Source organism: Phormidesmis sp. 146-20 (genome assembly GCF_052939475.1).
Genome location: NZ_JBJPHT010000055.1, coordinates 1 through 21,865 on the forward strand (window position 1 = coordinate 1; position 21,865 = coordinate 21,865).

General features: G+C 49.7%; 20 protein-coding genes and 1 tRNA gene. 8 read left to right on the top strand and 13 right to left on the bottom strand.

Annotated elements, in window-relative coordinates:
• Positions 1-87: 87 nt before the first annotated feature.
• Together ACKFKH_RS28080 and ACKFKH_RS28085 are read right to left on the bottom strand one after the other, a co-directional pair.
• Entirely contained in the window at positions 88-243 is a 156-nt protein-coding gene (locus ACKFKH_RS28080; protein ID WP_446861659.1) for a hypothetical protein, read from the bottom strand.
• Positions 224-991, bottom strand: coding sequence for a DEAD/DEAH box helicase (locus ACKFKH_RS28085; protein WP_446861660.1), 768 nt, complete (start codon positions 989-991; stop codon positions 224-226). Before ACKFKH_RS28085 ends, ACKFKH_RS28080 begins: the two co-directional genes overlap by 20 nt.
• Before the next feature lie 136 nt (positions 992-1,127).
• Here ACKFKH_RS28085 and ACKFKH_RS28090 point away from each other — a divergent pair, with 136 nt between their 5' ends.
• Positions 1,128-1,304 (top strand): hypothetical protein, encoded by a 177-nt coding sequence (locus ACKFKH_RS28090; protein WP_446861661.1) that lies wholly within the window; start codon positions 1,128-1,130, stop codon positions 1,302-1,304.
• Positions 1,305-1,418: 114 nt separating this feature from the next.
• On the opposite strand, the gene ACKFKH_RS28095 is transcribed toward ACKFKH_RS28090, so the two are convergent.
• The 8 genes from ACKFKH_RS28095 to ACKFKH_RS28130 all read right to left on the bottom strand — a co-directional run bounded on the left by ACKFKH_RS28095 (position 1,419) and on the right by ACKFKH_RS28130 (position 4,811).
• The gene (locus tag ACKFKH_RS28095; RefSeq protein WP_446861700.1) at positions 1,419-1,754 is read right to left on the bottom strand and encodes a GNAT family N-acetyltransferase; all 336 of its coding nucleotides are present in this window, start codon (positions 1,752-1,754) and stop codon (positions 1,419-1,421) included.
• Positions 1,657-1,962, bottom strand: coding sequence for a hypothetical protein (locus tag ACKFKH_RS28100; RefSeq protein ID WP_446861662.1), 306 nt, complete (start codon positions 1,960-1,962; stop codon positions 1,657-1,659). The genes ACKFKH_RS28095 and ACKFKH_RS28100 overlap by 98 nt, the downstream gene beginning before the upstream one ends.
• Before the next feature lie 180 nt (positions 1,963-2,142).
• Positions 2,143-2,679 (bottom strand): RICIN domain-containing protein, encoded by a 537-nt coding sequence (locus ACKFKH_RS28105; RefSeq protein WP_446861663.1) that lies wholly within the window; start codon positions 2,677-2,679, stop codon positions 2,143-2,145.
• 148 nt (positions 2,680-2,827) lie between these two features.
• Positions 2,828-2,959, bottom strand: a complete 132-nt coding sequence (locus ACKFKH_RS28110; protein ID WP_446861664.1) for a hypothetical protein — start codon at positions 2,957-2,959, stop codon at positions 2,828-2,830.
• A 1-nt stretch (position 2,960) separates the two neighbouring features.
• Positions 2,961-3,296, bottom strand: coding sequence for a hypothetical protein (locus tag ACKFKH_RS28115; RefSeq protein ID WP_446861665.1), 336 nt, complete (start codon positions 3,294-3,296; stop codon positions 2,961-2,963).
• A gap of 250 nt (positions 3,297-3,546) precedes the next feature.
• Positions 3,547-3,984: an RICIN domain-containing protein gene (locus ACKFKH_RS28120; protein ID WP_446861666.1), complete on the bottom strand. Its 438-nt coding sequence runs from the start codon at positions 3,982-3,984 to the stop codon at positions 3,547-3,549.
• Between the two features lie 147 nt (positions 3,985-4,131).
• Entirely contained in the window at positions 4,132-4,368 is a 237-nt protein-coding gene (locus tag ACKFKH_RS28125) for a hypothetical protein (protein WP_446861667.1), read from the bottom strand.
• Between the two features lie 257 nt (positions 4,369-4,625).
• Positions 4,626-4,811 carry a DUF4278 domain-containing protein gene (locus ACKFKH_RS28130; protein WP_446861668.1) on the bottom strand — a complete coding sequence of 62 codons (186 nt, stop codon included), beginning with the start codon at positions 4,809-4,811 and terminating at the stop codon, positions 4,626-4,628.
• Between the two features lie 211 nt (positions 4,812-5,022).
• Between ACKFKH_RS28130 and ACKFKH_RS28135 the strand changes: the two genes are divergently transcribed.
• The 4 genes from ACKFKH_RS28135 to ACKFKH_RS28150 all read left to right on the top strand — a co-directional run bounded on the left by ACKFKH_RS28135 (position 5,023) and on the right by ACKFKH_RS28150 (position 13,310).
• Positions 5,023-8,208, top strand: a complete 3,186-nt coding sequence (locus ACKFKH_RS28135; protein WP_446861669.1) for a two-partner secretion domain-containing protein — start codon at positions 5,023-5,025, stop codon at positions 8,206-8,208.
• Between the two features lie 10 nt (positions 8,209-8,218).
• Positions 8,219-10,852, top strand: coding sequence for a CHAT domain-containing protein (locus ACKFKH_RS28140; protein WP_446861670.1), 2,634 nt, complete (start codon positions 8,219-8,221; stop codon positions 10,850-10,852).
• Between the two features lie 692 nt (positions 10,853-11,544).
• Positions 11,545-12,927: a UDP-N-acetylmuramoyl-L-alanine--D-glutamate ligase gene (murD, locus tag ACKFKH_RS28145; protein ID WP_446861671.1), complete on the top strand. Its 1,383-nt coding sequence runs from the start codon at positions 11,545-11,547 to the stop codon at positions 12,925-12,927.
• Positions 12,928-13,070: 143 nt separating this feature from the next.
• Entirely contained in the window at positions 13,071-13,310 is a 240-nt protein-coding gene (locus tag ACKFKH_RS28150; RefSeq protein WP_446861672.1) for a DUF3134 family protein, read from the top strand.
• A 385-nt stretch (positions 13,311-13,695) separates the two neighbouring features.
• On the opposite strand, the gene ACKFKH_RS28155 is transcribed toward ACKFKH_RS28150, so the two are convergent.
• Entirely contained in the window at positions 13,696-15,039 is a 1,344-nt protein-coding gene (locus ACKFKH_RS28155) for a class I SAM-dependent methyltransferase (protein ID WP_446861673.1), read from the bottom strand.
• 597 nt (positions 15,040-15,636) lie between these two features.
• On the opposite strand from ACKFKH_RS28155, the gene ACKFKH_RS28160 reads away from it, so the two are divergent.
• Positions 15,637-16,317, top strand: a complete 681-nt coding sequence (locus ACKFKH_RS28160; protein ID WP_446861674.1) for a hypothetical protein — start codon at positions 15,637-15,639, stop codon at positions 16,315-16,317.
• Positions 16,318-16,606: 289 nt separating this feature from the next.
• On the opposite strand, the gene ACKFKH_RS28165 is transcribed toward ACKFKH_RS28160, so the two are convergent.
• A tRNA-Ser gene (locus ACKFKH_RS28165) sits at positions 16,607-16,691 on the bottom strand.
• Positions 16,692-16,720: 29 nt separating this feature from the next.
• Entirely contained in the window at positions 16,721-18,958 is a 2,238-nt protein-coding gene (locus tag ACKFKH_RS28170) for a ComEC/Rec2 family competence protein (protein WP_446861675.1), read from the bottom strand.
• Between the two features lie 473 nt (positions 18,959-19,431).
• Between ACKFKH_RS28170 and ACKFKH_RS28175 the strand changes: the two genes are divergently transcribed.
• The gene (locus tag ACKFKH_RS28175) at positions 19,432-20,466 is read left to right on the top strand and encodes a hypothetical protein (RefSeq protein ID WP_446861676.1); all 1,035 of its coding nucleotides are present in this window, start codon (positions 19,432-19,434) and stop codon (positions 20,464-20,466) included.
• Positions 20,467-20,487: 21 nt separating this feature from the next.
• The gene (locus ACKFKH_RS28180) at positions 20,488-21,813 is read left to right on the top strand and encodes a hypothetical protein (protein WP_446861677.1); all 1,326 of its coding nucleotides are present in this window, start codon (positions 20,488-20,490) and stop codon (positions 21,811-21,813) included.
• Positions 21,814-21,865: the final 52 nt, after the last annotated feature.

The following is a 21,865-nucleotide window of genomic DNA, read 5'->3' on the forward strand; positions in this document are numbered from 1 at the left end:
TCTGCTCAAGATCGAGCCAGCACCCCTTTAGCTTCTCTTTATAAATCAGCTCTAAGAAATTAGAGTTCTAAGTCGAAACTTTTTGTCTCATTTGAGATCCCATCTCACCCAAAACCAATTAATCGAGGTGCCCTCAGGCTTTAACAACCCCAACAGCGATAAGAACCCTTCTTCAATCCCGCTGTGCGGCGTTGCGGTCAGCAATAAGAGATGGCGTTCAGCTTTAGCCGCGACATCCTGCACGAGTTGATGCCGCTGCTGTTGGGCAGCACTTTGTCCACCCGGACGAGTACAAAGTATGCGCTTCATCCACAATCACAAAATCCGGGCAGTGTGCGATAAAACTCGCTCGTCGCCGCTCTGATTTGGCATAGTCCAAGCTCACAATCACATGGCGATAGTACCGAAAGATATGCTGATCTCCAGACGGCAACTGTCGTTCTAGTTTAGAAACCGTTCCAGATCGCACCACTACTGCATCAATGTTAAATTTATCCCGCAGTTCTCGCTGCCATTGATCGCACAAGTGGGGTGGACACAGCACCGCAATTCGTTGGATTTCGCCTCGATCGAGCAATTCCCGCGCAATCAATCCAGCCTCGATCGTCTTGCCGATGCCCACATCATCTGAAATCAACAGTCGCACCGTCTCCAACCGCAACGCCATCAGGAGCGGCACAACTTGATAAGGACGCGGACGCAGCGATAAGCGACCGAGCGATCGAAACGGGCCCGCACCACTCCGCAAACTCAGCCGCGCCGCATCCATCAGCATTAAGGCTGCCAATTGATCCTGCACATTGCTCGGCTGAGGAGTCGGAAAATTTGCCGATGCTAATGCGTCCAAGTCTAGAGGATCATAAATGCCGCACACTTCATCCTCGTCACCGCTCAACGGACGTAATCGAATAATTTTTGCTTGACCCGACGGGAGAACAATCCATTGGCGATCGCGGCAGGTCACAACAGAGCCGGGGGTATAAATTGTCATGGGCAGTTAACACCTAGAGATTGACGGACGCATCTCAATTATTCATCCCCACTATCGTAAATCCGGCTCAGTGCGTCCTGTAAATCTCGCACCTGCCTCTTAATTTCATTGTTTGATTAAGAACAATGGGAGCCATGTGTTTTCTGACAAACTGAAGCATGGGGGCGCGATCGCAGGAAACTACACAAATCATATTTGGAACCGTTTTGTCATTGATTTGAAGCTGAACCGCATTGGCAATCAGAAAAATCAACCGCCCCATTTTTTGCAAATCCTGCCGAACGAAGCCGTAGGAATATCGAATGGTGTCTGAGTTCAAACGATGAGTAATCAGCCAGCCTACTACCTGTCCCTAATACCGCAACCCCACGCTATTCAACGGCTCCAAGTTCTCTTCGGGCTGGAAGGGATATAGATCTCTGGGAATCTAGGGAGAAGTAGACTGTGATCGCCCAATGGCTTGACACTCATCCGTTGTAATGTCCTGCCAGGGAAAGATCTCATAAGCTGCTGGCAAGGTTTTTCGCCGTATCCAGGGGGCGTTCGCGAACGTTTCAGTGGTCGATCGACAGACCCACATTCGAGATTGCGGCGGTGTCCAGTTGGCGTTTTGCAGCAGCCGTTCTAATGCTGGCGTGGTGGGCTGTCCGGTGGTGTAAACCAAATCAGCCTGGTCGCAACCCCGCACCCTTAATTCTGCTGCTAATTGAGTTAGTAATGCAGTCCCTGCGCCTTGCTGACGGTGAGTTGGCTTTACAAAAATCGAGAGGAGCGAGCGTTGCCGATCGTCCATCGGGATGAATCTCTGCCAGCGCTAGTCCGATCGCCTGATTGTTAGTATCAGCAGCGGCGATCACGACGGTCGAGGGTGCAAATTTTGGGGCTTGTAATCGCGATCGGTAGAGTGGAAAGGTGAAAGACTGATAGGCGATCGCAGCAAAGGCATTATCCAGACACTTGAATGTGTACATTTCAGAATGGCTTCCTAATATCCAACTGTGTTCTCAGGGTTTTAATGAACTGAACGAATACCAATGTTGCGATCGGGAGCAACGATTACTTAGTGAGGCAAACGTTAATAACCCCAATAAGTAGCGGAATCACTCTTTCTCAATTGATCAAAGTTGTTAGATGTACCTAACGGCAATTTTTCAACAAGTCCACTGCACCAAAGTTGCACCAACATTCGGGTTCCAGTTTGCGACCGAGAGGCACTTACCACTGTTGTAGTTTACTAACTGAAACTCACGAGGTCCTCCTCGGAAATACCACTTTTGATCATTTCCGCCATAACCATCCCACAGTCCGACCCATCCCCCGTCAGCGGTCGTTTGAGTCATAATACTGAGATACTTACTTTTCGTCTGACGGATATAATAAGTGTATCCATCACCAGTGGGGCTAATAGACCAATTCAAGGAACCGTTACAGGATTGTAGAATCGGAATCGTACCATTTTTCGCGAACTCACTGCCACTCAAGCACAGCCCACTGAAGTAGCTACGAATTGTTGTAGTACCCCTATCCATGGCATCAAAATACCACAGTTGGTTTGGGGATGCAGCTTGAGCGGGTAGACCCATTGATAGCGTCATGAGAGATGTGTAAAGTACGATCGCGCCCTGTACTTTTCGTTTCAGCGTGATGTAGCTCATTGTTTTACCTCTAAGTCGAGTTTTTTTGAACATCAGATTCAGCTTGTCTGAGGTCTATTCGATCCAAACTTGTACTGAAACTGTCATACGTGAAGTGAATCTGAATCACAGCGATCGAAACTGATGCATTTGGCTAATGTGAGCAACTGAAAATAGGTGTAGGGAAATCTAGGACAGGTTGTTACTGGATTCCATCTGCCAGATCCGGTTCAACCGTTGAATTTGCCGCTGCACAACCATAGCTCGGTGTGTTCGATAACTCACGATCGTGCAGGCTACAACAATCGGAAGCGCGATCGCCCTTTTGTTCCATTTTACTCGCTGATCTTACTGACTTGGCATCCTCCTTCGTTCCCGCAGGTGGAGATCCAGTTGTTGCACGCCCACTCAGCATCCTCTTTCTGATGACTCCACCAGATTTGGGCATCTCCAACAGATTTGCCCTTGTTGTAGCAAGTCCAGGTGCTAATCTTACTATTACTACTTTTTGGATTGCCATTAGGATCTAAACGGGTGCTAGAGGCAGTCAGCCCAAATCCTCCTGGGCCGGTAACTCCAAGGTTCCTATTGCCATCACCCCCTAATGCCGACCATCCCAGATAAGCAACTACTACAATCCCTACAATCCCTAATACGTTCTTAGTATTCATGAGCGGGTACCTCTGTGTTGTTGTGTACATCAAATCAAACGGAAATTTGCGACACCCAACGTTTCAAAAATGTTGGGTTGTGCTGTCTGTAATGTAATTAAGACGGGTTCTTGCTAGAGCTTAACTGCCTAGCCGATTCAACTGTTGAATTTACCGCCGCAGAACCGTAGCGCGGTTCGGTTCCCTCCCTTTAAAGGAGGGCTAGGGAAGAGCTAAGGATCTTTAAACACTGCCTAGTTAGTCGTCGATGCTACGCTGCTTCGAGATACCAGAGTTGATCATCCCCACCGCTGCTATCCCATTGGATTACAACCTCTCCTGCATTGGTAGAACCATTGAAAATTCCCCACATCTTACTACTGTGTGCGTTTTGAATCAGGCAATAACCATTGCCCTTATCAATCAGATACCAATATTGAGAGCCATCGTTAGCGCCAGTCCATTGTAGAAGGTCTGCTCCATTGTTCAGGGAAGCCTCACGGACTCCGACATACAATCCACTTTTGACATTCTGAATCCTAGAATATCTGTTATCTGGATTTTGCGGGGTTCGCTGTGAGATCACCTCAAAAACTTGAGAACCATCATCGGCTCTATGCCATTGCAGTAGTTGAGGGCCGGGTTCGGTGCTAGCCTCTCTAATTCCAGCATACAGTCCACTCTGTTTGTTCTTGAATCTGACTGCCATTGTTTTTCTCCTTGTTGTTTGAGATTTGGATATCGATAAGCATCCATCTGCTTACATCACTTGATAGAGGCCCGTGTTTTGAACTGATGCAGTGAGTTTCGTGAAGTGAGTCAAGGCTTGCAAAACAAAGCATCAGATGCGACTCGATTAAGACAGGTTGTTGCTTGAGTCTAGCTGCCAGATCCGGTTCAACCGTTGAATTTGCCGCCGAACAACCATAGCTCGGTGTGTTCGATAACTCACGATCGCGCAGCCCACCACAATCGGAAAAGCGATCGCTAGAGAACCAAGCACGACATTCACTGCTGCAACATTAGTAGGCTGAACCGAGTGATGCTGCGTGGAAGGAACGATTATTTTGTAAGTGCTTAAACTGCCTTGCATTTGACCTCCGCTGAGATTTGAGAGAGCCAGGACAATGGGTAAAAGATAGGGTTGGTAATCAACCGTGAGCAACTGTTCGCCAGTGTCACAAAACAAAAAGTAGCAGAACCGCCAATGATTACCAGACCGAGAGAGAGCAAGACGATTTCTTTGACGGATTGTTTGAAATGAGTAGACATGATGGCTTCCTTAAAGAAGTTGAGTTTTTTTGACTATCAAGTTCGACTTGCTTGAAGCGGACTCGTCATCAAAGACTACTATCTGAAATAGGTTACGCCACGATAGGTCAGCTTTTGAGGTGCTTGAGACGAAGCTGCTGGGGTGGATGAATTCAATTTCAGAGCGACTCCGCGATACTTGCCGATGATGGGACGATCGCGCTTTTGAGTCGGTACGGTCAGTTGCTCAGATTGGTAGAAAGTGCCGCGATAACAGAGTTCCATGATTGTTTTCCTCGATTGATCAGGCAGGCTCATCAAGCTTGCCCCTTTACAGACAGTTAGTAGGTGGCGGTGTTTTTAACTGATGCAGTTGAGGGAGTGAACATGAAAACGACAGGTGTCGCCACTGCAAAAAATGATGACTTTATCGACTTTTCTCTGATAATCAACTATTGTTCAGTCAGCAAGTGCTTTTGAGGAGGCTAGTTTGGCAATGACTCAAAGTTCGGCATGTTGGCAACAGCCTTTACAACTTTTGGTGATTGGCGGCATTCTTGCCCTTTCGCCGCTTTCTGTCGCGCAACTCGCCCCGATCGCCGATGACACTCTGGGCAATGAGCGATCGATCGTCTCACCCAATCAAGTGATTAATGGTCTGCCGAGTAATCAAATCAATGGGGGTGCACAGCGCGGTGCGAATCTCTTCCACAGCTTTCGAGAATTCAACATTGATAATGGACGAGGTGTTTATTTCAGTAATCCGGCTGGCGTTGCCAACATTCTGACGCGCGTGACTGGCGGCAATCAATCTCAGATTCTCGGCACCTTGGGCGTACTGGGGAATGCCAATTTGTTTTTGATCAATCCCAACGGCATTCTGTTTGGTTCCAATGCTCAATTAGGGTTGGGTGGATCATTCATCGCCAGTACAGCCAATAGTTTTGTGTTTGATAATAGATTCGCCTTTAGCGCCACAAATCCACAAGCGCCACCATTGCTGACCGTCACTGCGCCGATCGGCTTGCAATTTGGCAGTACTTCGGGGGAGATGCGATCGCAGGGAGCAATTTTACGGGTGCTCAATGGTCAAACTTTAACTTTGGCAGGCGGCACTGTGAATGTGAATGGTGGACAGTTGCTAGTACCGGGGGGACGGGTGGGATTAGCAGGCGTGGCAGGCGAAGGCGAGGTGGGACTGACGCAGCAGGGGCAAGAGTGGCGATTGAATATACCGGATGGGTTAGCGAGAGCAGATGTGGCGATCGGCAATAATGCTAATGTGAATGTTCGCGCGGGTAGCGGCGGCAGCATTGCCATTACCGCTCGCAATTTGACGATTACGGGAGTCGGAACGGGGGTGCGTGCAGGCATCGCCGCAGGCTCAGGAACTATAGGCGCTCAAGCCGGAGACATTAACATCAACGCAACAGAGTCTGTTGACATCAATGCAAGTCTCATCCTTAACGCAATTCAACCAGGCAGCACAGGTAAAGCTGGCAACATTGATATCAGTGCAGGCGCATTCACTCTCACCAATGGGGCACAAGTGAGTGCCATCACGCAGGGACAAGGCGATGCAGGGAATATCACCATCACGGCGAGAGATAGGGTAACCATTGATGGTACGAGTGATAATGGATTTGGTACTGCTTTGTTTACCAGTGTGGATCGGGGAGCTATCGGTCAGGGAGGCGACATCAGCATCACTACAGGCACACTCTCTCTGATCAATGGAGGGCAAGTAACTGCTAGTACACGGCGGAGGAATGCTAGTCTACGTGGTGGACAAGGAAATGCCGGAAATGTCACCATTATGGCAAGCGATTCGGTGTCCATCAATGGTAGAAATCCTAATGGATTTGCCAGTAGTGTTCTAAGTTCTATAGAAACTGGAGCCATTGGTCAGGGAGGCGACATCCGCATCACTACAGGCACGCTTTCGCTCTCCGATGGAGGGGGAGTAGAAGTCAGTACATTTGGTCAAGGTGATGCGGGCGACATCAGCATCACGGCAAGAGATGCAGTGTCTTTTGACGGGAGCAGCTTTGCTTCCAGTTCGGTATGGCGTGGAGCCGTAGGTCAGGGTGGTGACATCCGCATCACCACAGGCACTCTCTCTTTAACCAACAGAGCGCAAGTCGGTTCTGCCACGTTTGGTCAAGGTAATGCAGGGAATCTCACTATTACGGCAACTGATAAGGTGTCCCTTGATGGAGAGAGTGGTGCTTTTAGTCAAGTAGGGCCTGGAGGAATTGGGCAGGGCGGTGTCATCAATATCATCACAGGTTCGCTTTCTCTCACTAATGGAGCGATTCTCAATACCAATACATACGGTCAAGGCGACGCGGGAAATATTATCGTTACGGCAACTGATAGGGTGTCCTTTGATGGGGTAGGCAGTGAAGGAATTCCCAGTACTGCTTTCAGCCAAGTAGATCGCCAAGGCATTGGACGAGGTGGCAACATCAGTATCACCACAGCTACACTCTCCTTTACCAATAGAGGAGGAGTGACGACTAGTACATTTGGGCGAGGCAATGCGGGGAACATCATCATTGCGGCGAGAGATACGGTGTCCTTTGATGATGGTGGTGGTGCTGGTAGCGCGGTGGCTGTTGACGCTATTGGTCAGGGAGGCAATGTTAGCATCACCACAGGTTCTCTATCTTTCACCAATGGATCGGTTGTAAATGCTAGCACGGCTGGTCAAGGAGACGCGGGGAATATCACCATTGTTGCGAGAGATGCAGTATCCTTTGATGGGGTGGGCAGGACTGGGTTTTCCAGTGGTGCTTATAGTGCTGTGGATTTTAGCGCTACGGGTCAGGGTGGAAATATTACGGTTAAGACCGGGTTATTCTCGATTACAAATGGGGGAATATTGGCCGCTTCTTCTCAAGGTCAAGGGGATGCGGGAAACATAGACGTGACGGCTCGTCAACTTCGTCTGGATAATCAGAGTACGATTCAGGCAGAAACGGCATTGGGGCAGGGAGGCAACATCAACCTGCAAGTGCAGGATTACTTGCTGTTGCGGCGGGGTAGTTTGATTTCCACCACAGCGGGAACGGCTCAGGCTGGGGGCGATGGCGGCAACATTACTTCTAAGGGCAACTTCATTGTGGCGGTGCCTAATGAGAATAGCGATATTAGCGCCAATGCGTTTACTGGTAGAGGTGGCAGAGTCGAGATTAGCGCTCAAAGCATTTTTGGCATTCAGCCTCGTCTCCAACTGACTCCCCTAAGTGACATTACGGCTAGTTCTGACTTTGGTGTGGCGGGGGTTGTGGACATCAATACACCTGATGTTGATCCTAATCGAGGACTCGTGCAGCTTCCCGTGAATCTCACCGATGCTTCTCGGCTGATTGTGCAAGCCTGTCCTACAGGAAGTACGATCGCCCAGCAATCCAATGAGTTCATCATTACCGGGCGCGGTGGTTTGCCGCCGACTCCCAACGAAGCCGTGAATCAAGATGCCATTCAGGTAAAGTTAGTCACCGCCGATGTTGAAGGTATACCACCCGTTTCGCAGCGTCATCAGCCAGCCCCAACGATCGCGCCTCCCATTGTAGAAGCTCAAAGATTGCAGGTCATGGCAGATGGTACTGTGTTCTTGATGGCAGCGCTCCCAGATCCCGTTGCTCCCTTGCCCGATCGTCTAGTTCCCTGCCCTTGAGGATCACAGCATGACCAGAAAATGGTTTGAACAAATTCGCGGCTCACTACATCGCCAAACAATGCTTCTGTTTCTAGTGGCTCTGTTTGTAGTAGGGATGGGTTTACCGATCGCCGCTCAACAATCAACTACGCCCAAACCTGTTCTTCAAATGACTCAAACTGGCTCGGATGCCAAAGGATTCGATCGGCAAGGGAGACAGCGCTACGAAGCGGCGCAATATGCTGAAGCGGTTATGTTTTGGCAACAAGCGATCGCCACCTTCAAAGCACAGAACGATCGCTTAGGACAAGCCAAAACATTGAGCAATCTTTCTCTGGCCTATCAGCAGTTGGGACAATGGGACAAAGCGAGTGAAGCGATCGCGAATAGTCTTACTTTAATTCAAGCTTCAAACTTCAAACCTCAAACCTCAAAACAACTGCTCGCTCAAGCATTAGAAGTCAAAGGTCGTCTGCAATTGTCGCGCGGAAATGCGGAAGCGGCTCTAATCACTTGGCAACAAGCAGCAACGCTCTACACTCAACTGAAGGATCAATCGAGACTAGTTCGCAATCAGATCAATCAAGCTCAAGCTCTACAAAGCCTTGGATTGTATGCTCAAGCTCAGAAGCAACTCACAGCAGCGACTCAAATCCTTCAGAAGCAGCCTGATTCAGCCTTGAAGGCGATCGGGCTACGCAGTTTGGGCAATGTTTTGCGCGTGACTGGCAACTTAACTACTTCTCGCCAAGTATTGCAGCAAAGTCTAACGGTCGCAACCACGATTGCCTCCGGCAACAGCAAAGCTACCGCCAACTCTCAAGAAATGGGAGAAGCGCTACTTAGTTTGGGTAACACTGCCACCGTTCAACAAGATACTACCGCCGCGATCGCCTTCTATCAACAGGCAGCGACTTACGGTTTGCTGACGGCCGTTCCTGCCCAGCTTCACCAACTCGATTTATTACTAGATCGACAACAACCAGCAGCACGATCGACTTCGACAAGCTCTGTAAGATTACTTCTGTCACAACTTCAGACACAAATTAACAACTTACCCCTCAGCCGCACTGCCGTCTACGCCCGGATTGATTATGCTCAAAGTCTGATGAAACTGAACAATCAGGATGTTAAACAAACAGCCCAGGTGTTAGCGATCGCAACCCAACAAGCCCGCAGCCTACAAGATGCCCGCGCTGAGTCCTATGCGATCGGCACATTGGGACATCTCTATGAACAGACTCAGCAATGGTCAGATGCAACGACACTGACTCAGCAGGCATTACGCATCGCCCAGACCCTTGATGCAGCCGATATCACTTATCAATGGCAGTGGCAGCTAGGAAGATTGCTCAGACAACAGCAAGACATTACCGGGGCGATCGCAGCTTACGATCAAGCAGTCAAAAGCCTTCAGGCGATTCGCTATGACTTAGTGAGCGTCAATCCTGATGTGCAATTCTCGTTTCGAGACAAGGTTGAACCTGTCTATCGGCAATTCGTCGATTTACTGTTGCAAACACACAATAGCGTGGAGCCAAGTCAAGACAACATTCGTCAAGCTAGAAGCACGATCGAAGCCCTTCAGTTAGCCGAGTTAGATAACTTCTTTCGCGCTGCTTGTTTAACCCCAAAACAACAACTAGATGCCGTCGTTGATCAAGCTGATCCCACCGCAGCAGTCATTTATGCCACGATTTTGAGCGATCGCGTCGAAGTAATTCTCAAGCTACCACAACAACCCCTGCGCCACTATGCTACCCGCCTACCCCAAAGCCAAGTCGAAAAAACCCTGACAGAACTGCGCCGCAACATTGCCGAACCAGACGCGCTACGTCAGACCCAGATTCAATCGCAACAAGTCTATAGCTGGCTGATTCAACCTGGAATTGAAGCGATCGCCCAAAGTCAGACCAAGACATTAGTATTTGTCCTGGATGGGTTGCTGCGAAATGTTCCCATGTCAGCCCTGTACGACGGACACCAATACCTGATCGAAACCTATGCGGTAGCACTCTCGCCCAGTCTTCAATTATTTGACCCCAAACCATTACAGCCAGGTCGGTTAAATACTCTCGCTGTGGGGCTGGATCAAGCGCGGCATGGGTTTTCTCGCCTGCCCAATGTCAGTCATGAGTTAAAGCAAATTCAATCAGAGGTGCAGAGTCAAGTATTACTAAATCAACAGTTCACAACGCAAGCATTTCAGACAAAAATGAGTTCACAATCGTTTGCGATCGCTCATCTAGCAACCCACGGTCAATTTAGCTCAAAAGCAGATGAAACCTTCATTCTGGCATGGGACAAAGCCATCAACGTCAACGAACTCAATACCCTGCTGCGATCAACCGAACAGCGATCGCAACCCTTAGAACTTCTGGTGCTCAGTGCTTGTGAAACGGCAGCCGGAGATCAACGAGCCGCCCTGGGGTTAGCAGGGGTAGCAATCCGAGCCGGGGCCCGCAGCACGATCGCCTCTTTATGGAGCGTAAATGACGAATCGACCGCTTTGTTAATGAATCAGTTTTACCAGACGCTAATCAATCAATCTCAACCGAGAGCTGAGAGCTTACGCCGTGCCCAACTTGCGTTACTAAAAACCCCAGAATATCAGCTACCCATATTTTGGGCCCCCTATGTCTTGATTGGCAATTGGCTATAAAAGGCCACTGAAACAAGCATCGATCGCTAAAAGCCTGAGAATTTGGGGAGCGATCGAGCTTTCAAGCCCTGTACCATTCTAAATCTTTGGCTGGAATTGTCGGCGTTGCTGAATCAGGGGATGAATTGCCCCAAAGCGGTGGGAAACCCAAGGTTCAAAGTCCCCCAATTTTGGGGGATTTAGGGGGCGAAAAGATGGACACTTCCCACAGATTCATCCCTCCAATCAGCAACGCCAAATTGTCATTACGTCAAAATAGGTTTCATCTACTCTAAATCCTTGATCACCGAATCTCAATCGCCCTAAATCTCCTTGAAAAGAGAGACTTTGAACTAAGCTTTAGGGAATTTAGGGGTTTGGCCGATGGAAACGAAGCGAAAACGACTTGTGTCACGGTAGCCAAAAGAGAGATTGGGGGAGGTCAAGGAGCCATTGTGCCTAAAAATGGATTTGGGGTAAACCAAGATTTCCAGTTCAGAGTCCTCTATTTGTAGGTGATTTGGGAGGCAATCCGGATCAGCGACCCCTTGTGGGTATCTTGAAGCGTACGAAACGGAGAATCTCATCTTTCATCCAACTCACATTGACCAGAGCATCAAATTGGCAAATTCACCCTATCGCAATTCAGATGCCTGTAATGAACTGTTAAGCAGTACCATAAAGGGTGCCAAAAGATAGATTTCGAGAAGACTATGCCCAACGCTTATGTGATCGGTCTGGGAAAATCAGGAAACGCAGCGGCTCGATTACTCAAGCGCGAAGGCTGGCAAGTCACTGTGAGCGATCGCGGCACCACCACCGCCCTTCAACAACAGCAGCTAGAACTCAACGCCGACGGCATCAAAGTCAGACTGGGAGAAACCTTTAGCCCCGATGCCAAAAAGCCGGATCTCGTCGTCGTCAGTCCGGGTGTGCCCTGGGATGCTGCCAACTTGACGCGGGCAAGAAATCTGGGCATCGAAACGATCGGCGAAATGGAACTCGCGTGGCGACATCTGCAAACCTGCCCCTGGATCGGCATCACAGGCACCAACGGCAAAACCACCACCACTGCCCTGGTTGCCGCCATCTTTCAAACCGCAGGCTTTCAGGCTCCCGCCTTTGGCAACATCGGGCTGGCGGCCTGTGAAGTCGCCATGTCAAACCCCAAACCCGACTGGGCGATCGCCGAACTCAGCAGCTACCAGATCGAAGCCTCTCCCACGATCGCGCCTCGCATTGGTATCTGGACAACCTTTACCCCCGATCACCTGGCTCGTCATAGAACCTTAGAAAACTACTTCAACATCAAAGCTCGTCTGCTTCAACAATCTCAACAGCAAATTTTCAATGGGGACGATCCTTATCTAAGAAGTCTTGGCACACAGCGCGCCTTTCCCATTACCTCAGAGGCCTGCTGGACGAGTATCAATGGTAAATCAGAACTAATGGGCAATCCCGATAGGGGGGCTTACATTCAAGACGGGTGGGTGATCGTGCGCGGAGAAGCGATCGTTCAGGTCAGTACCTTACGAATGCCAGGATCGCACAATCAGCAAAATCTACTCATGTCCGTGGCGGCGGCCCATTTAGCAGGCGTTGAGAAAGCGGCAATTCAGGAAGCGATCGCTCAGTTTCCGGGCGTTCCTCATCGACTCGAACACATCTGCACCTGGCAAGGAATCGACTTCATCAATGACAGCAAAGCGACGAACTATGATGCTGCCGAAGTCGGATTGTCTGCGGTCAAAAGTCCCGTAATCCTGATCGCGGGCGGCGAGGCAAAATTGGGAGACGATAGCGCCTGGATCAAGGCAATTCAACTGCAAGCGGCGGCTGTTTTACTGATCGGAGATGCGGCCAAAAGCTTTGCTAACCGCTTAGAAGATGTCGGCTACACTCGCTACGAAATTGTCGGAACGATGGAGAGAGCAGTGCGGCGATCGATCGAGATTGCTCCCCCTCAGTCTGCTCAGGTTGTTTTACTTTCTCCAGCCTGTGCTAGTTTTGACCAGTATCCCAATTTTGAGCAACGAGGCGAAGACTTTCGTCAACTCTGCTTGAATCTGTTGTCAACAGGAGACCAGAGACGTTAGACCAAAGGCAGAAGACAGTAGACTCTCAAGGTCGTTCAGTCCAAAGTCTTCTACCAGATTTGGCTTAATTCACGAGCGAATTGGTATAACGTCTCAATCAACGCTACGATCGCAGCAGCCATACTAAGAGATCAGCAAAGATTGTGACAATTTATAACCCTTCTCTCCGTGAAGAACCCAAAAATGCGAAAGCCAGCATCATCCCCCCACGGGAACTAGAATCGCTCTTTAAGTGGATTGAAGGCACAGGTCGATTTCTCGCTTACGAACTCGGTGACAGCCCCGAAAGTGCTATAGAAGCAGAAGAACTAGAAGCCATCATGGGCACCTCTGCAATCTACGACCTGGAAGAAGAAGAAGACGACCTTGACCTGGAGGATTAAAGAAAAAGGCGTTGCTGAATCAGGGGGTGTGCCCCAAAGCGGCGGGAACCCCAAGGTTCAAAGTCCCCCATTTTTGGGGGATTTAGGGGGCGAAAAGATGGACACTTCCCACAGAGTCATCCCTCCAATCAGCAACGCCAAGAAAAAAAGACTTTGTACCAATTCACCATCAAGTTACACATCTTCTGATCCCCCTACCCCTCTTAAAAAGAGAGGAATAGAGTCCAGTTCCCCTTTCTTAAGGCGGCCAGGGGGATCTAGATCTATACAACTTCACCCAGAATTGGCAATAGGGATGAGGAACAACCTATAAGCGTTCTAAGTGCAGAACAATCAATGCAGAACGATAGATTTTTCTCCTCCGTCCTCCGTCCTCCGTCCTCCCTCATCCCTCATTTTTTCCCCGCTCTAACAGAACATGAAGGCTTATTTCCAAACCAACCAAAGCATCGCGCAAGTCTTGAGCCGCTCGCTGGGGGTTTGTCGGTTCTAAAGTAACCGGGTCACAAGGACGAATCATCAACACGCGCTGTACCAGGGTTAGAAACGACTGTGGTGCTTCCCATAAAGGGAGTAGGCCCGCAGCAAGATGGGGACTCAACAACACTTGAGCTTGAGACGGTGCCGCAGCAGATAAATATTGACTGAGATTAAACGATCGCTGTTGTCCGATCGCGTCGATCAAACTGGCTTTTACGATCGCGGTTTGTAGTTGAGGATGAAGGTGAATCTGTACGGTTTCCCAGACCTCCATTGGCCAGGCTTGGGGAAGCTGCAACGACTCAGATTGACCCTGCCCACACCAAAAATCGAGCAGACGATGCACCGGAGCAATTAGCTCAAAGAGTTGAAGACGGTCTTCGATCGACAATTCTGGCAAACTCAATTCCCACACCTTTGGCAACGCTTGAGGCTCTTGAAAGACACTCATCAAGTCCCAATCGCGCTGATTGACCATACAGATAAATTCTAGATTGGCGCTCCGCAGCGCTGCAAACAGTTCAGGAATGGTGTAACCCTTGTCTCCTTGAAATAGATAGTTCATCAACACATACTCTTGCGGGCTGTCGATCGCCTGCTGAGGGTTCCAGGTTTGCCGTTTGAGGGGGGCTTCTTCCTTAATCGCCTTCATTGTTTCGAGGACAACCCCAATCTCGATTTCTCCCGGATTGCGCTGCATCAAACCCATCGCCGTAAATAACTGCTGCGCCCGAAAGAAGTTTTGTCGTTGATAGAGACTGTGCAAATTGCCCCGCAGAATGCCTTTTGGTTTGAGCGCGGTTTTTAGCGTCCGCAAAGTTTGGACGAGATCAGGCATCAAATACAGCACTTCGTCACAGTTAATATAGTCAAACTTCATGCCTAGCTGAGAAACCTCGTTGAGGGGCAGCGTATAAAACTGAATCTCGGTAAAGCCATGAAATCGTAATCGTTCGCGGGCTAGTTCGACTGATTGTTGAGAGAGATCGATGCCGATGATCGTTGCGCCAGGGTTGGCTTCTGCTAGAAGTAGCGTGTTGTAGCCCGTCCCGCAGCCGACATCTAGAATGGCGATTTCCTGGGGGTCAATGCGTTTTTGATGATACAGATAGAATGGCGTAACAAAATTATGGATATAGAGCGCATTGGCATCTTGTTTGGGAGATTTCTCGATCGGCGTTCTCGGATAAGGTGAGCTATCAAACTGCTGCCGAATCTTCTCAAACAGGTCAGAATTTTGCGGATTCACAGAGTCGTCTCCTTTAGTGTGAATTTGAGCCAGTAGCCTCGATCGACTCTACGCTATCATCGTCTCACTGCCAGAAGATCACAAATAAACCCCCGAATAAACCCCTTTAGTCGGTTACTAGCTGGCAAATCTCCCCTGAATCCCCTTAAAAAGGGAGGGAACCGGATGTAAAGCCAGTTTTGGGCATTGAGAGACATTGAGGCAATTCACACCACCACTTCACGGTGCATTCTAGAACTCGACAATTTTAGAACTCACCAATTCTAGAACAATGTTACTGTACGATTTAGTGTCGATCGTGCGAGTAGATCACCAGACAAGTCGAGTCACCATTTCTCATAACGCGGCTCATAGGCCTGGTGGATTGGGTCTGTATTACCGGAAGTACAACCCGTACCAGTAAAAGAACGCAACTGTAGATTAATCACGATCGGGGCAAAAATGTGACTACCTGAACCACTCACGATCGATTTGACCCCCAATAAAACCGCCCAATCAAATCACTAGAATAGAAACTAACTAACTTAATTGAATTAGACTGCACCATTTTCGCACACAGGACATACAATCAAACCATTAACCTCATAGGAAACAAAAATGTCAGCCAGTGTTCTAACCGATGACTTTAGACAACTCCTCGAACAACAACGCGAGCGTTTGACGACTGAGCGCGATGCTATCGTGCAATCCGCGATCGAACAGGCGACGACAGCCATCGATCGCAGCCTAGATCATATCAATGCTTTGTTAGGGGGAGCGGCTGTGGCTTCTCCTAATAATAGCGCCAGCAATGGAAGCAGTCAGGCTAGTGTGGTTGAGTCTCTCGTTGAAGAGGCTACATCAGAACCAGAAGAAGCACCTACCCAAAAGAGAGTCCCCCGTAAGACAGCGGCTAACACCCAAAAAGCAGGCAAAGCCCCGGACTCCTCTGCAAAAACCAAATCAAACATCAAGGTCAAGTCTGTTGAGCCAAAAGGCAAAGCCAAGTCTTCCTCTGACAAACCCTTTGAAGCTCCCAAACTCAAACGCGAGTTCAAAGATTTGACCCCTGCCAAAGCAATGGAGCAGGTGCTGATCGCTTCCCCTGATCAGGTTTTTACGACCGATGAAATGATTCAGTTGCTCTTTGGATCGTTAGATGAGTCGGTGTTGCCAAGAACGCGCCAGAGTGTTGCGCTGATGTTTTCTCACGGGCTACGAAGACAGGATTACATCAAAGTCCAAGAAAATCCTGCCCAGTACAAGCTCAACCCTGAGCGAGGAGCACAGTCCAAGTAATGATCTTCCTGACCAGGGGCAGTAGCATCAGTGATGTGAATGGATACTCACGATCGAGATTGAGTATTCTGCGAAGTTAAATAAACTACCCATGTCGCGATCGTGGGTCATGGGTCAGATATTTTTTGTCGCCTCAAACTGATGCACAGGTCTTTAGGTCACCATTCAGGATGCGAATTAAATAAAGCCTGATTGATCCGTTGGGTGTGTTACCTAACAACACTTTTCTCACGAGAAATTTCAGGCCATTTAATTCATAGCTCTGATCTGTCAAAATCTCTGAAATCAACGGAGAGGGGGGGATTCGAACCCCCGTTGAGTTGCCCCAAAACGCATTTCGAGTGCGTCGCATTCAACCGCTCTGCCACCTCTCCAAGGAGCGTTAGCGTCCTATCCAATCATACTACAAGGGTGAAGCGTCGGTTTCACGAATTCCTAAAGTCTGCTCAAATCGTTTGCCCGTCCAGCGAATGGCTCCATCCTGGCGGGTTTGGTAGACTCGCGTCTGGTGAGTTTGGAGCCGATCGACCGTTTCTTGATCCACCTGGTGGGAATATGCGATCGCTACTTTGGGCTGCAATTTCTCTACCCAATCGGACGCGATCGCCTGACCCGACCACCACAACACCGAGTGACGTTGTAAACCGTCAGAAGCAACCTGCTGATTTTTGAGCGAATCTTTGAGCCACAGCCACCGCTGATCGCCAACTTGTAGCTGAAGGATGTCAGGATTGCGGCTGATGGGCTGTACAGAGGTCGATTGAAGGTTTATGCGCTGCCCCACCGACAAAGGCAGGTAGCGTCCTTTTTGAGCAGCGATCGCGTCGGTCAGTTGAGAATTGGGTGCGGTCTGGTAAAAAGATCTGACGGGCATCTGGTCGAGTAGGGTTGTCCAACCGCTGTTTGATCGACGAGTTGAGGGGGTTGAGATGGCCCAGTCGATCGCATTGATGCCTTCTTTTTGCAAAAAAGGTAAGAGCGTCGATCGCACCGTGGCTTCGTCTCCACTACTGACTAAGGCAACTTTGCCTCGATCTTGGATCACCAGAATAGGATCTTGAGACGTTGCTAACACGGTTGCCTGAAATAAGGTTGCTTTTGCATAAGAGGCGGGGACAAACACGAGCGCGATCGCAGCCAATTCAATTACCCACAGGTGTCGCTGAAATTGGGGACGCAGCCAGGGCAAGCCAATCAGACTATAGAGAACTATCAGAGAAAAGGCTGAAATTGTACCAACGGCGATCGCATTCCCAGGAAGTTGGCAGAAAAAATCGACGATGGTCAGCAGCCAAAAAGTTGGATAGTGTAATAACCAGGCGGAAACAGTGCCTGCGATCGGAGATGCCAGCGCGAATAGAGCACTAATCATTCCACCAATACTAATGATTGAGATCAGAGGCGTGACGATAATATTGGCAAGAATGCTGTAGGGAGAAACCACGCCAAACACATAGAGTAGCAACGGCAACGTCCAGATGTAGGCAGCGATCGGAATCGCGATCAACGTGGCGATCATTGTCGGCAGCCAGTCCAGTCGTTTGACCAGGGGTGAAACCGTGATTTGTAAGCCCATCGTTGCTAGAAAGCTGAGTTGAAACCCCAGATCCCAGATCCAGATGGGGTTAGCTAATAGCAAAATCATGGCGGCAAGTAACAGTCCGCTGAGTGGTTTGACTCGACGTTTTGTTGCAAGTCCGATTAATAAACCGCCGCCCATGATCACGGCCCTAAGAACGGCAGGCTGTAATCCTGTTAATCCCAAAAAGACCAGGAGTGCAAATGCACCACACCCGACTTGAATGCGCTCTGAGAATCGTTTGGTCAACTCCAAAACGACCCCTAAGATAAGAGAAACCTGAAACCCAGAAGCGGCAAGGGCGTGACACAATCCAATACGAATAAATTGATCTTTGACATCAAACGGCAAGTCAACCACTCGACCACCCAACACCATCGCACTGACCAGTTGACCTTCTGGACTACCGAGCCACTCGATCTGCGATCGTACAATCTTCTGCCGAATCACCCACCAGCCCCAGGGATTGCCAGCCTTGACTACTTCCAGGGATTTTCCTTTGAGTCCTGCAAAGCAGCCTGACTGCGCCAAATACGCCTCAAAGTCAAAGCCACCGGGATTCGTCGCAGGTTTTGGCTTGTAAAGGGAGCCTGTGAGGGCGATCGTTTGTCCGGGGTGTAGTCCCGTTGCTTGAAGTAGGGGCACCGTTGCGTAGAGATTTCCTCGGAAGCGATCGGGCGCAATTTTTGAATTGGCACCATCGACGCGATTCACGTCTAGCCAAAGTTGAGCGTTGCCGCTTCGAGTCAGGCGAGGCGTTTCGGTAATGATTCCTGATGCGGTGACGGTTTGTTTTTCTGCGATTGTTGGCACCAGGCGACTAATATCAAACGCCCCCGGTTGAGGAAGTCGAATTTGAAAATAAAGGCTGGCAACCAACCCGACGATGCCTGCTACAATCCAAATTTTGGGACTGAGTTTACCCTTCCAGAATCGAGGTAGGGCGATCGCCGCGATTCCGCCCAAAATCAGCACTCCTACGCCACCCCAAGGAACAGCCGTCGCCAGCAATCCTAGAATGTAGGCCAAACTTAGAATAATGGGCGCTGCATTTTTAGGCATAGTCAGGCGCTTGGTTGGGTAAAGAACCCCTTCAGAGTGCCCAATTGTGAAACGCGCTTAAGCGACCCGTCTAAGAATTTGACTAACTGTGAGCATTGAGAAAGATTGAGAGGTAACGACGCTCAACATCATGTAACTCTACAACGTTGTAAAAATTCATCGTTCTACACCCTGAGAAGCACCCTGATGGGTAATAGCGATCGCTAGAGTAGAAAGTCATTCTTGTGGTGAAGAGTTTCCTAATTCTTCAAGTACATCAAGTTCTTTGGTTACTGATTCAGAACTTAAGAACCGACCTGTTTTGGGATACCCTGCTTGACTCGGTGAAAGACATACTGAGGGTCAGTTAATGGAATATGCAGAACTCCATCCTCTAATCACTGTCTCTACTTCACCTGGCTAAGACGGGCGATCGACCAATTAAATAGTCCGTTGTTGAATTTGATAGCACTATTACTGTCAGGAGACTTCTCATGACTATGCAAAGTCAAGCAATGTTTGAATCACCTGCTTCCTATGAAGCAAACCCTTACTCAAATCCTGAGTTTGAAAACGAGTGGGAACAGCAGGAAACGAACCCCTACACCACTTCTGAGTTTGAATGGGAACAGCAGGAAGCGAATCCTTACTCCAATTCTGAGTTTGAAAATGAGTGGGAACAGCACGAAGCTGCAAATCACAGTCAAGGCTACGCCAATCCAGAGTTTGAGGACGAATGGGAACAGCAGGAAACGAACCACTATCATCAAGGTTACGCAAATCCAGAATATGAGCAAGAAGGCGAATACTTCTTCAAAAAAATCGGTCGCTTTCTTAAAAAGAATGTGTTGCCGCTTGCAAAAAGATTTGCGCCCAGTGTGGTGCGATCGCTGACCAGTCTGATTCCTGGAGTTGGGGCGATCGCGGCTCCTCTAGCGGGCAAACTCACCAGCGCCATGCTGCGAGAAGGCGAAATGGAAGCATCCCAAATGGAAGCCGAATTTTTTGGCAACAACGAGTTTGAAGCCGAAATTGGCACGAGCGAAGTCGCTTACGAAGCAGCGCTAACAGAATTTATGGCGGCTCAAGCAGCGGAAGCAACCACCGAAGCCGAAGCTGAATCCATGATTGCGGCCACTCTACCGATTACGATTTCGATCATGGGCGGTAAGCGGGCCCTGCGTCCCGTGGTCGCCACAATGGCACAAGCCAGCGCTCGGCGTTCTCGCCTGTTGAACCAACAAGGAACGGCGGGGAAACAAATTCTTCGAGCCGTGCCCGCAATGGATCGAACGGCGATCGCAACGCTCAAATCGGCGGCTCGTGCAGGTCAACCCATCAACAGTGCCACAGCCCTAAAAGCAATGGCGGCAGCCACTCAGCAAGTGATGACCAATCCGCAAAAGCTGCAAAAAGCGATCACTCAAAATCTGGCGGTGCGTCAAAAAACAGCGCCCTCCAGCGCCCGCAATCCGATGAATCCGCGTCGAGCCGCCAGCGCCAGTTGCCCAACCTGTGCAGGTCGCTAATCACCCGTAGGAGAAAGGACGATGATTTCAGCCGCTTCCCCGCAGCCGAGTTTGACGACTCAGCCTGCAAAATCAAGCTCGATCGGCGAACAACGCTTACTCGACAACTGGCTCAACATTCAATCGCTCAATCTAGTCCGCCATGCCAAGTCACTACGGCCCTTTGCCAAAGACGAATTTGGGACGGGCCCCATTGCTCCTAGCGAAGCCCACATCGAAGCCGTCAATCGCTTTGTCGATCGCTTTCGGGTGCAGTTGATTGAGAAAACGCGCTGGGTAGAAGCGGCAGCAAGTGCGGCTCGTCGAGACCCTACGGGCGATCGCTTTCGAGTGCTGCTAGAACGCAAAGAGACAGTGAGTAATCAGGTGCTCTACCTCGAAGGCATTTGGGACTTCTACTTTGATTTATTTGTGCAGCGGCTGTCTTCGTTTGGGGAGCGGTTGAGAGCCATCGATCGCATTGCCATCAACTGTTACGAAAAAGTCTATGTGGGGCTAGGTACGGCGCAACCCATGCCCAGTTTGTTGCCCTTTAGCTATGCCAATAGTGGCTTTAGTCCGGCGACCTTTCGACGGGGGGTTCCTTTACAAAAGCTGCGCTACAATTCCAACCTGTTTCCCTTAATTATGCTGCCGCAGCACCGATTAGACAATGTGTGGGCGCTCTCCAGCGTTTTGCATGAAGTGTCTCACAATTTACAAGCAGATTTGGGGCTATGGGAAGTCATTCCAGTCCGACTGTTTCAACGTCTAACGACAGAAGGACGATTTTCTCCGGAGGTGGCGCAGGTGTGGGCGCGGTGGCACAAAGAAACGATGGCCGATATGTTTGCGCTGATGTTGGGGGGAACGGCTGCGGTTGAGTCGCTCATGGATGTGGTGGGGCGATCGCCTGCCAGTACGTTGCAGTTTAGTGCTGAGGCGGTTCATCCTACGCCCTATTTGCGCGTGTTGATCAATCTAATTTTGCTACGGCGATTGGGCTTCGATCGACTAGCCTCCGATCTGGCCCGCGTCTGGCAGCGCCTCTATCCCCGGATTACACCCGATCAGATTCCGCCCTTTTTCATGAAAACCTTCTACCCGGCTGCGGAAATGGTTGTGGATACGCTGGTATTTCAGCCCTATGCTCAGTTTGGCAACAAGTCGATGGCGCAGGTGATTGACTTTACGCCCGCGCAACTGGATCTAATCGAACAGGCCGGACGACGGTTGGCAGCAGGCAGCGATCCAGGAGCCATTCCCGTCCGGCTGATGGTGAGTGCGGCTCGGTTCGCGATAGATCAGCAACTTGCCACCCCCCAAGCCATTACAGACAACTTTTACCGCATGTTAGGACGGCGCTAGATTTTCCAACAACAGATCTAGAACCTCCTCCCTCATCCCTCATCCCTAGATC

What these genes read in the sequence shown, in the direction of transcription:
- ACKFKH_RS28105 (WP_446861663.1), bottom strand. Translation starts at nt 2,679, where the DNA reads ATGTTCAAAAAAACTCGACTTAGAGGTAAAACAATGAGCTACATCACG.
- ACKFKH_RS28180 (WP_446861677.1), top strand. Translation starts at nt 20,488, where the DNA reads ATGATTTCAGCCGCTTCCCCGCAGCCGAGTTTGACGACTCAGCCTGCA.
- ACKFKH_RS28130 (WP_446861668.1), bottom strand. Translation starts at nt 4,811, where the DNA reads ATGGAACTCTGTTATCGCGGCACTTTCTACCAATCTGAGCAACTGACC.
- murD (WP_446861671.1), top strand. Translation starts at nt 11,545, where the DNA reads ATGCCCAACGCTTATGTGATCGGTCTGGGAAAATCAGGAAACGCAGCG.
- ACKFKH_RS28175 (WP_446861676.1), top strand. Translation starts at nt 19,432, where the DNA reads ATGACTATGCAAAGTCAAGCAATGTTTGAATCACCTGCTTCCTATGAA.
- ACKFKH_RS28125 (WP_446861667.1), bottom strand. Translation starts at nt 4,368, where the DNA reads ATGCAAGGCAGTTTAAGCACTTACAAAATAATCGTTCCTTCCACGCAG.
- ACKFKH_RS28140 (WP_446861670.1), top strand. Translation starts at nt 8,219, where the DNA reads ATGACCAGAAAATGGTTTGAACAAATTCGCGGCTCACTACATCGCCAA.
- ACKFKH_RS28120 (WP_446861666.1), bottom strand. Translation starts at nt 3,984, where the DNA reads ATGGCAGTCAGATTCAAGAACAAACAGAGTGGACTGTATGCTGGAATT.
- ACKFKH_RS28085 (WP_446861660.1), bottom strand. Translation starts at nt 991, where the DNA reads ATGACAATTTATACCCCCGGCTCTGTTGTGACCTGCCGCGATCGCCAA.
- ACKFKH_RS28100 (WP_446861662.1), bottom strand. Translation starts at nt 1,962, where the DNA reads ATGTACACATTCAAGTGTCTGGATAATGCCTTTGCTGCGATCGCCTAT.
- ACKFKH_RS28170 (WP_446861675.1), bottom strand. Translation starts at nt 18,958, where the DNA reads ATGCCTAAAAATGCAGCGCCCATTATTCTAAGTTTGGCCTACATTCTA.
- ACKFKH_RS28160 (WP_446861674.1), top strand. Translation starts at nt 15,637, where the DNA reads ATGTCAGCCAGTGTTCTAACCGATGACTTTAGACAACTCCTCGAACAA.
- ACKFKH_RS28110 (WP_446861664.1), bottom strand. Translation starts at nt 2,959, where the DNA reads ATGGAACAAAAGGGCGATCGCGCTTCCGATTGTTGTAGCCTGCACGAT.
- ACKFKH_RS28115 (WP_446861665.1), bottom strand. Translation starts at nt 3,296, where the DNA reads ATGAATACTAAGAACGTATTAGGGATTGTAGGGATTGTAGTAGTTGCT.
- ACKFKH_RS28135 (WP_446861669.1), top strand. Translation starts at nt 5,023, where the DNA reads ATGACTCAAAGTTCGGCATGTTGGCAACAGCCTTTACAACTTTTGGTG.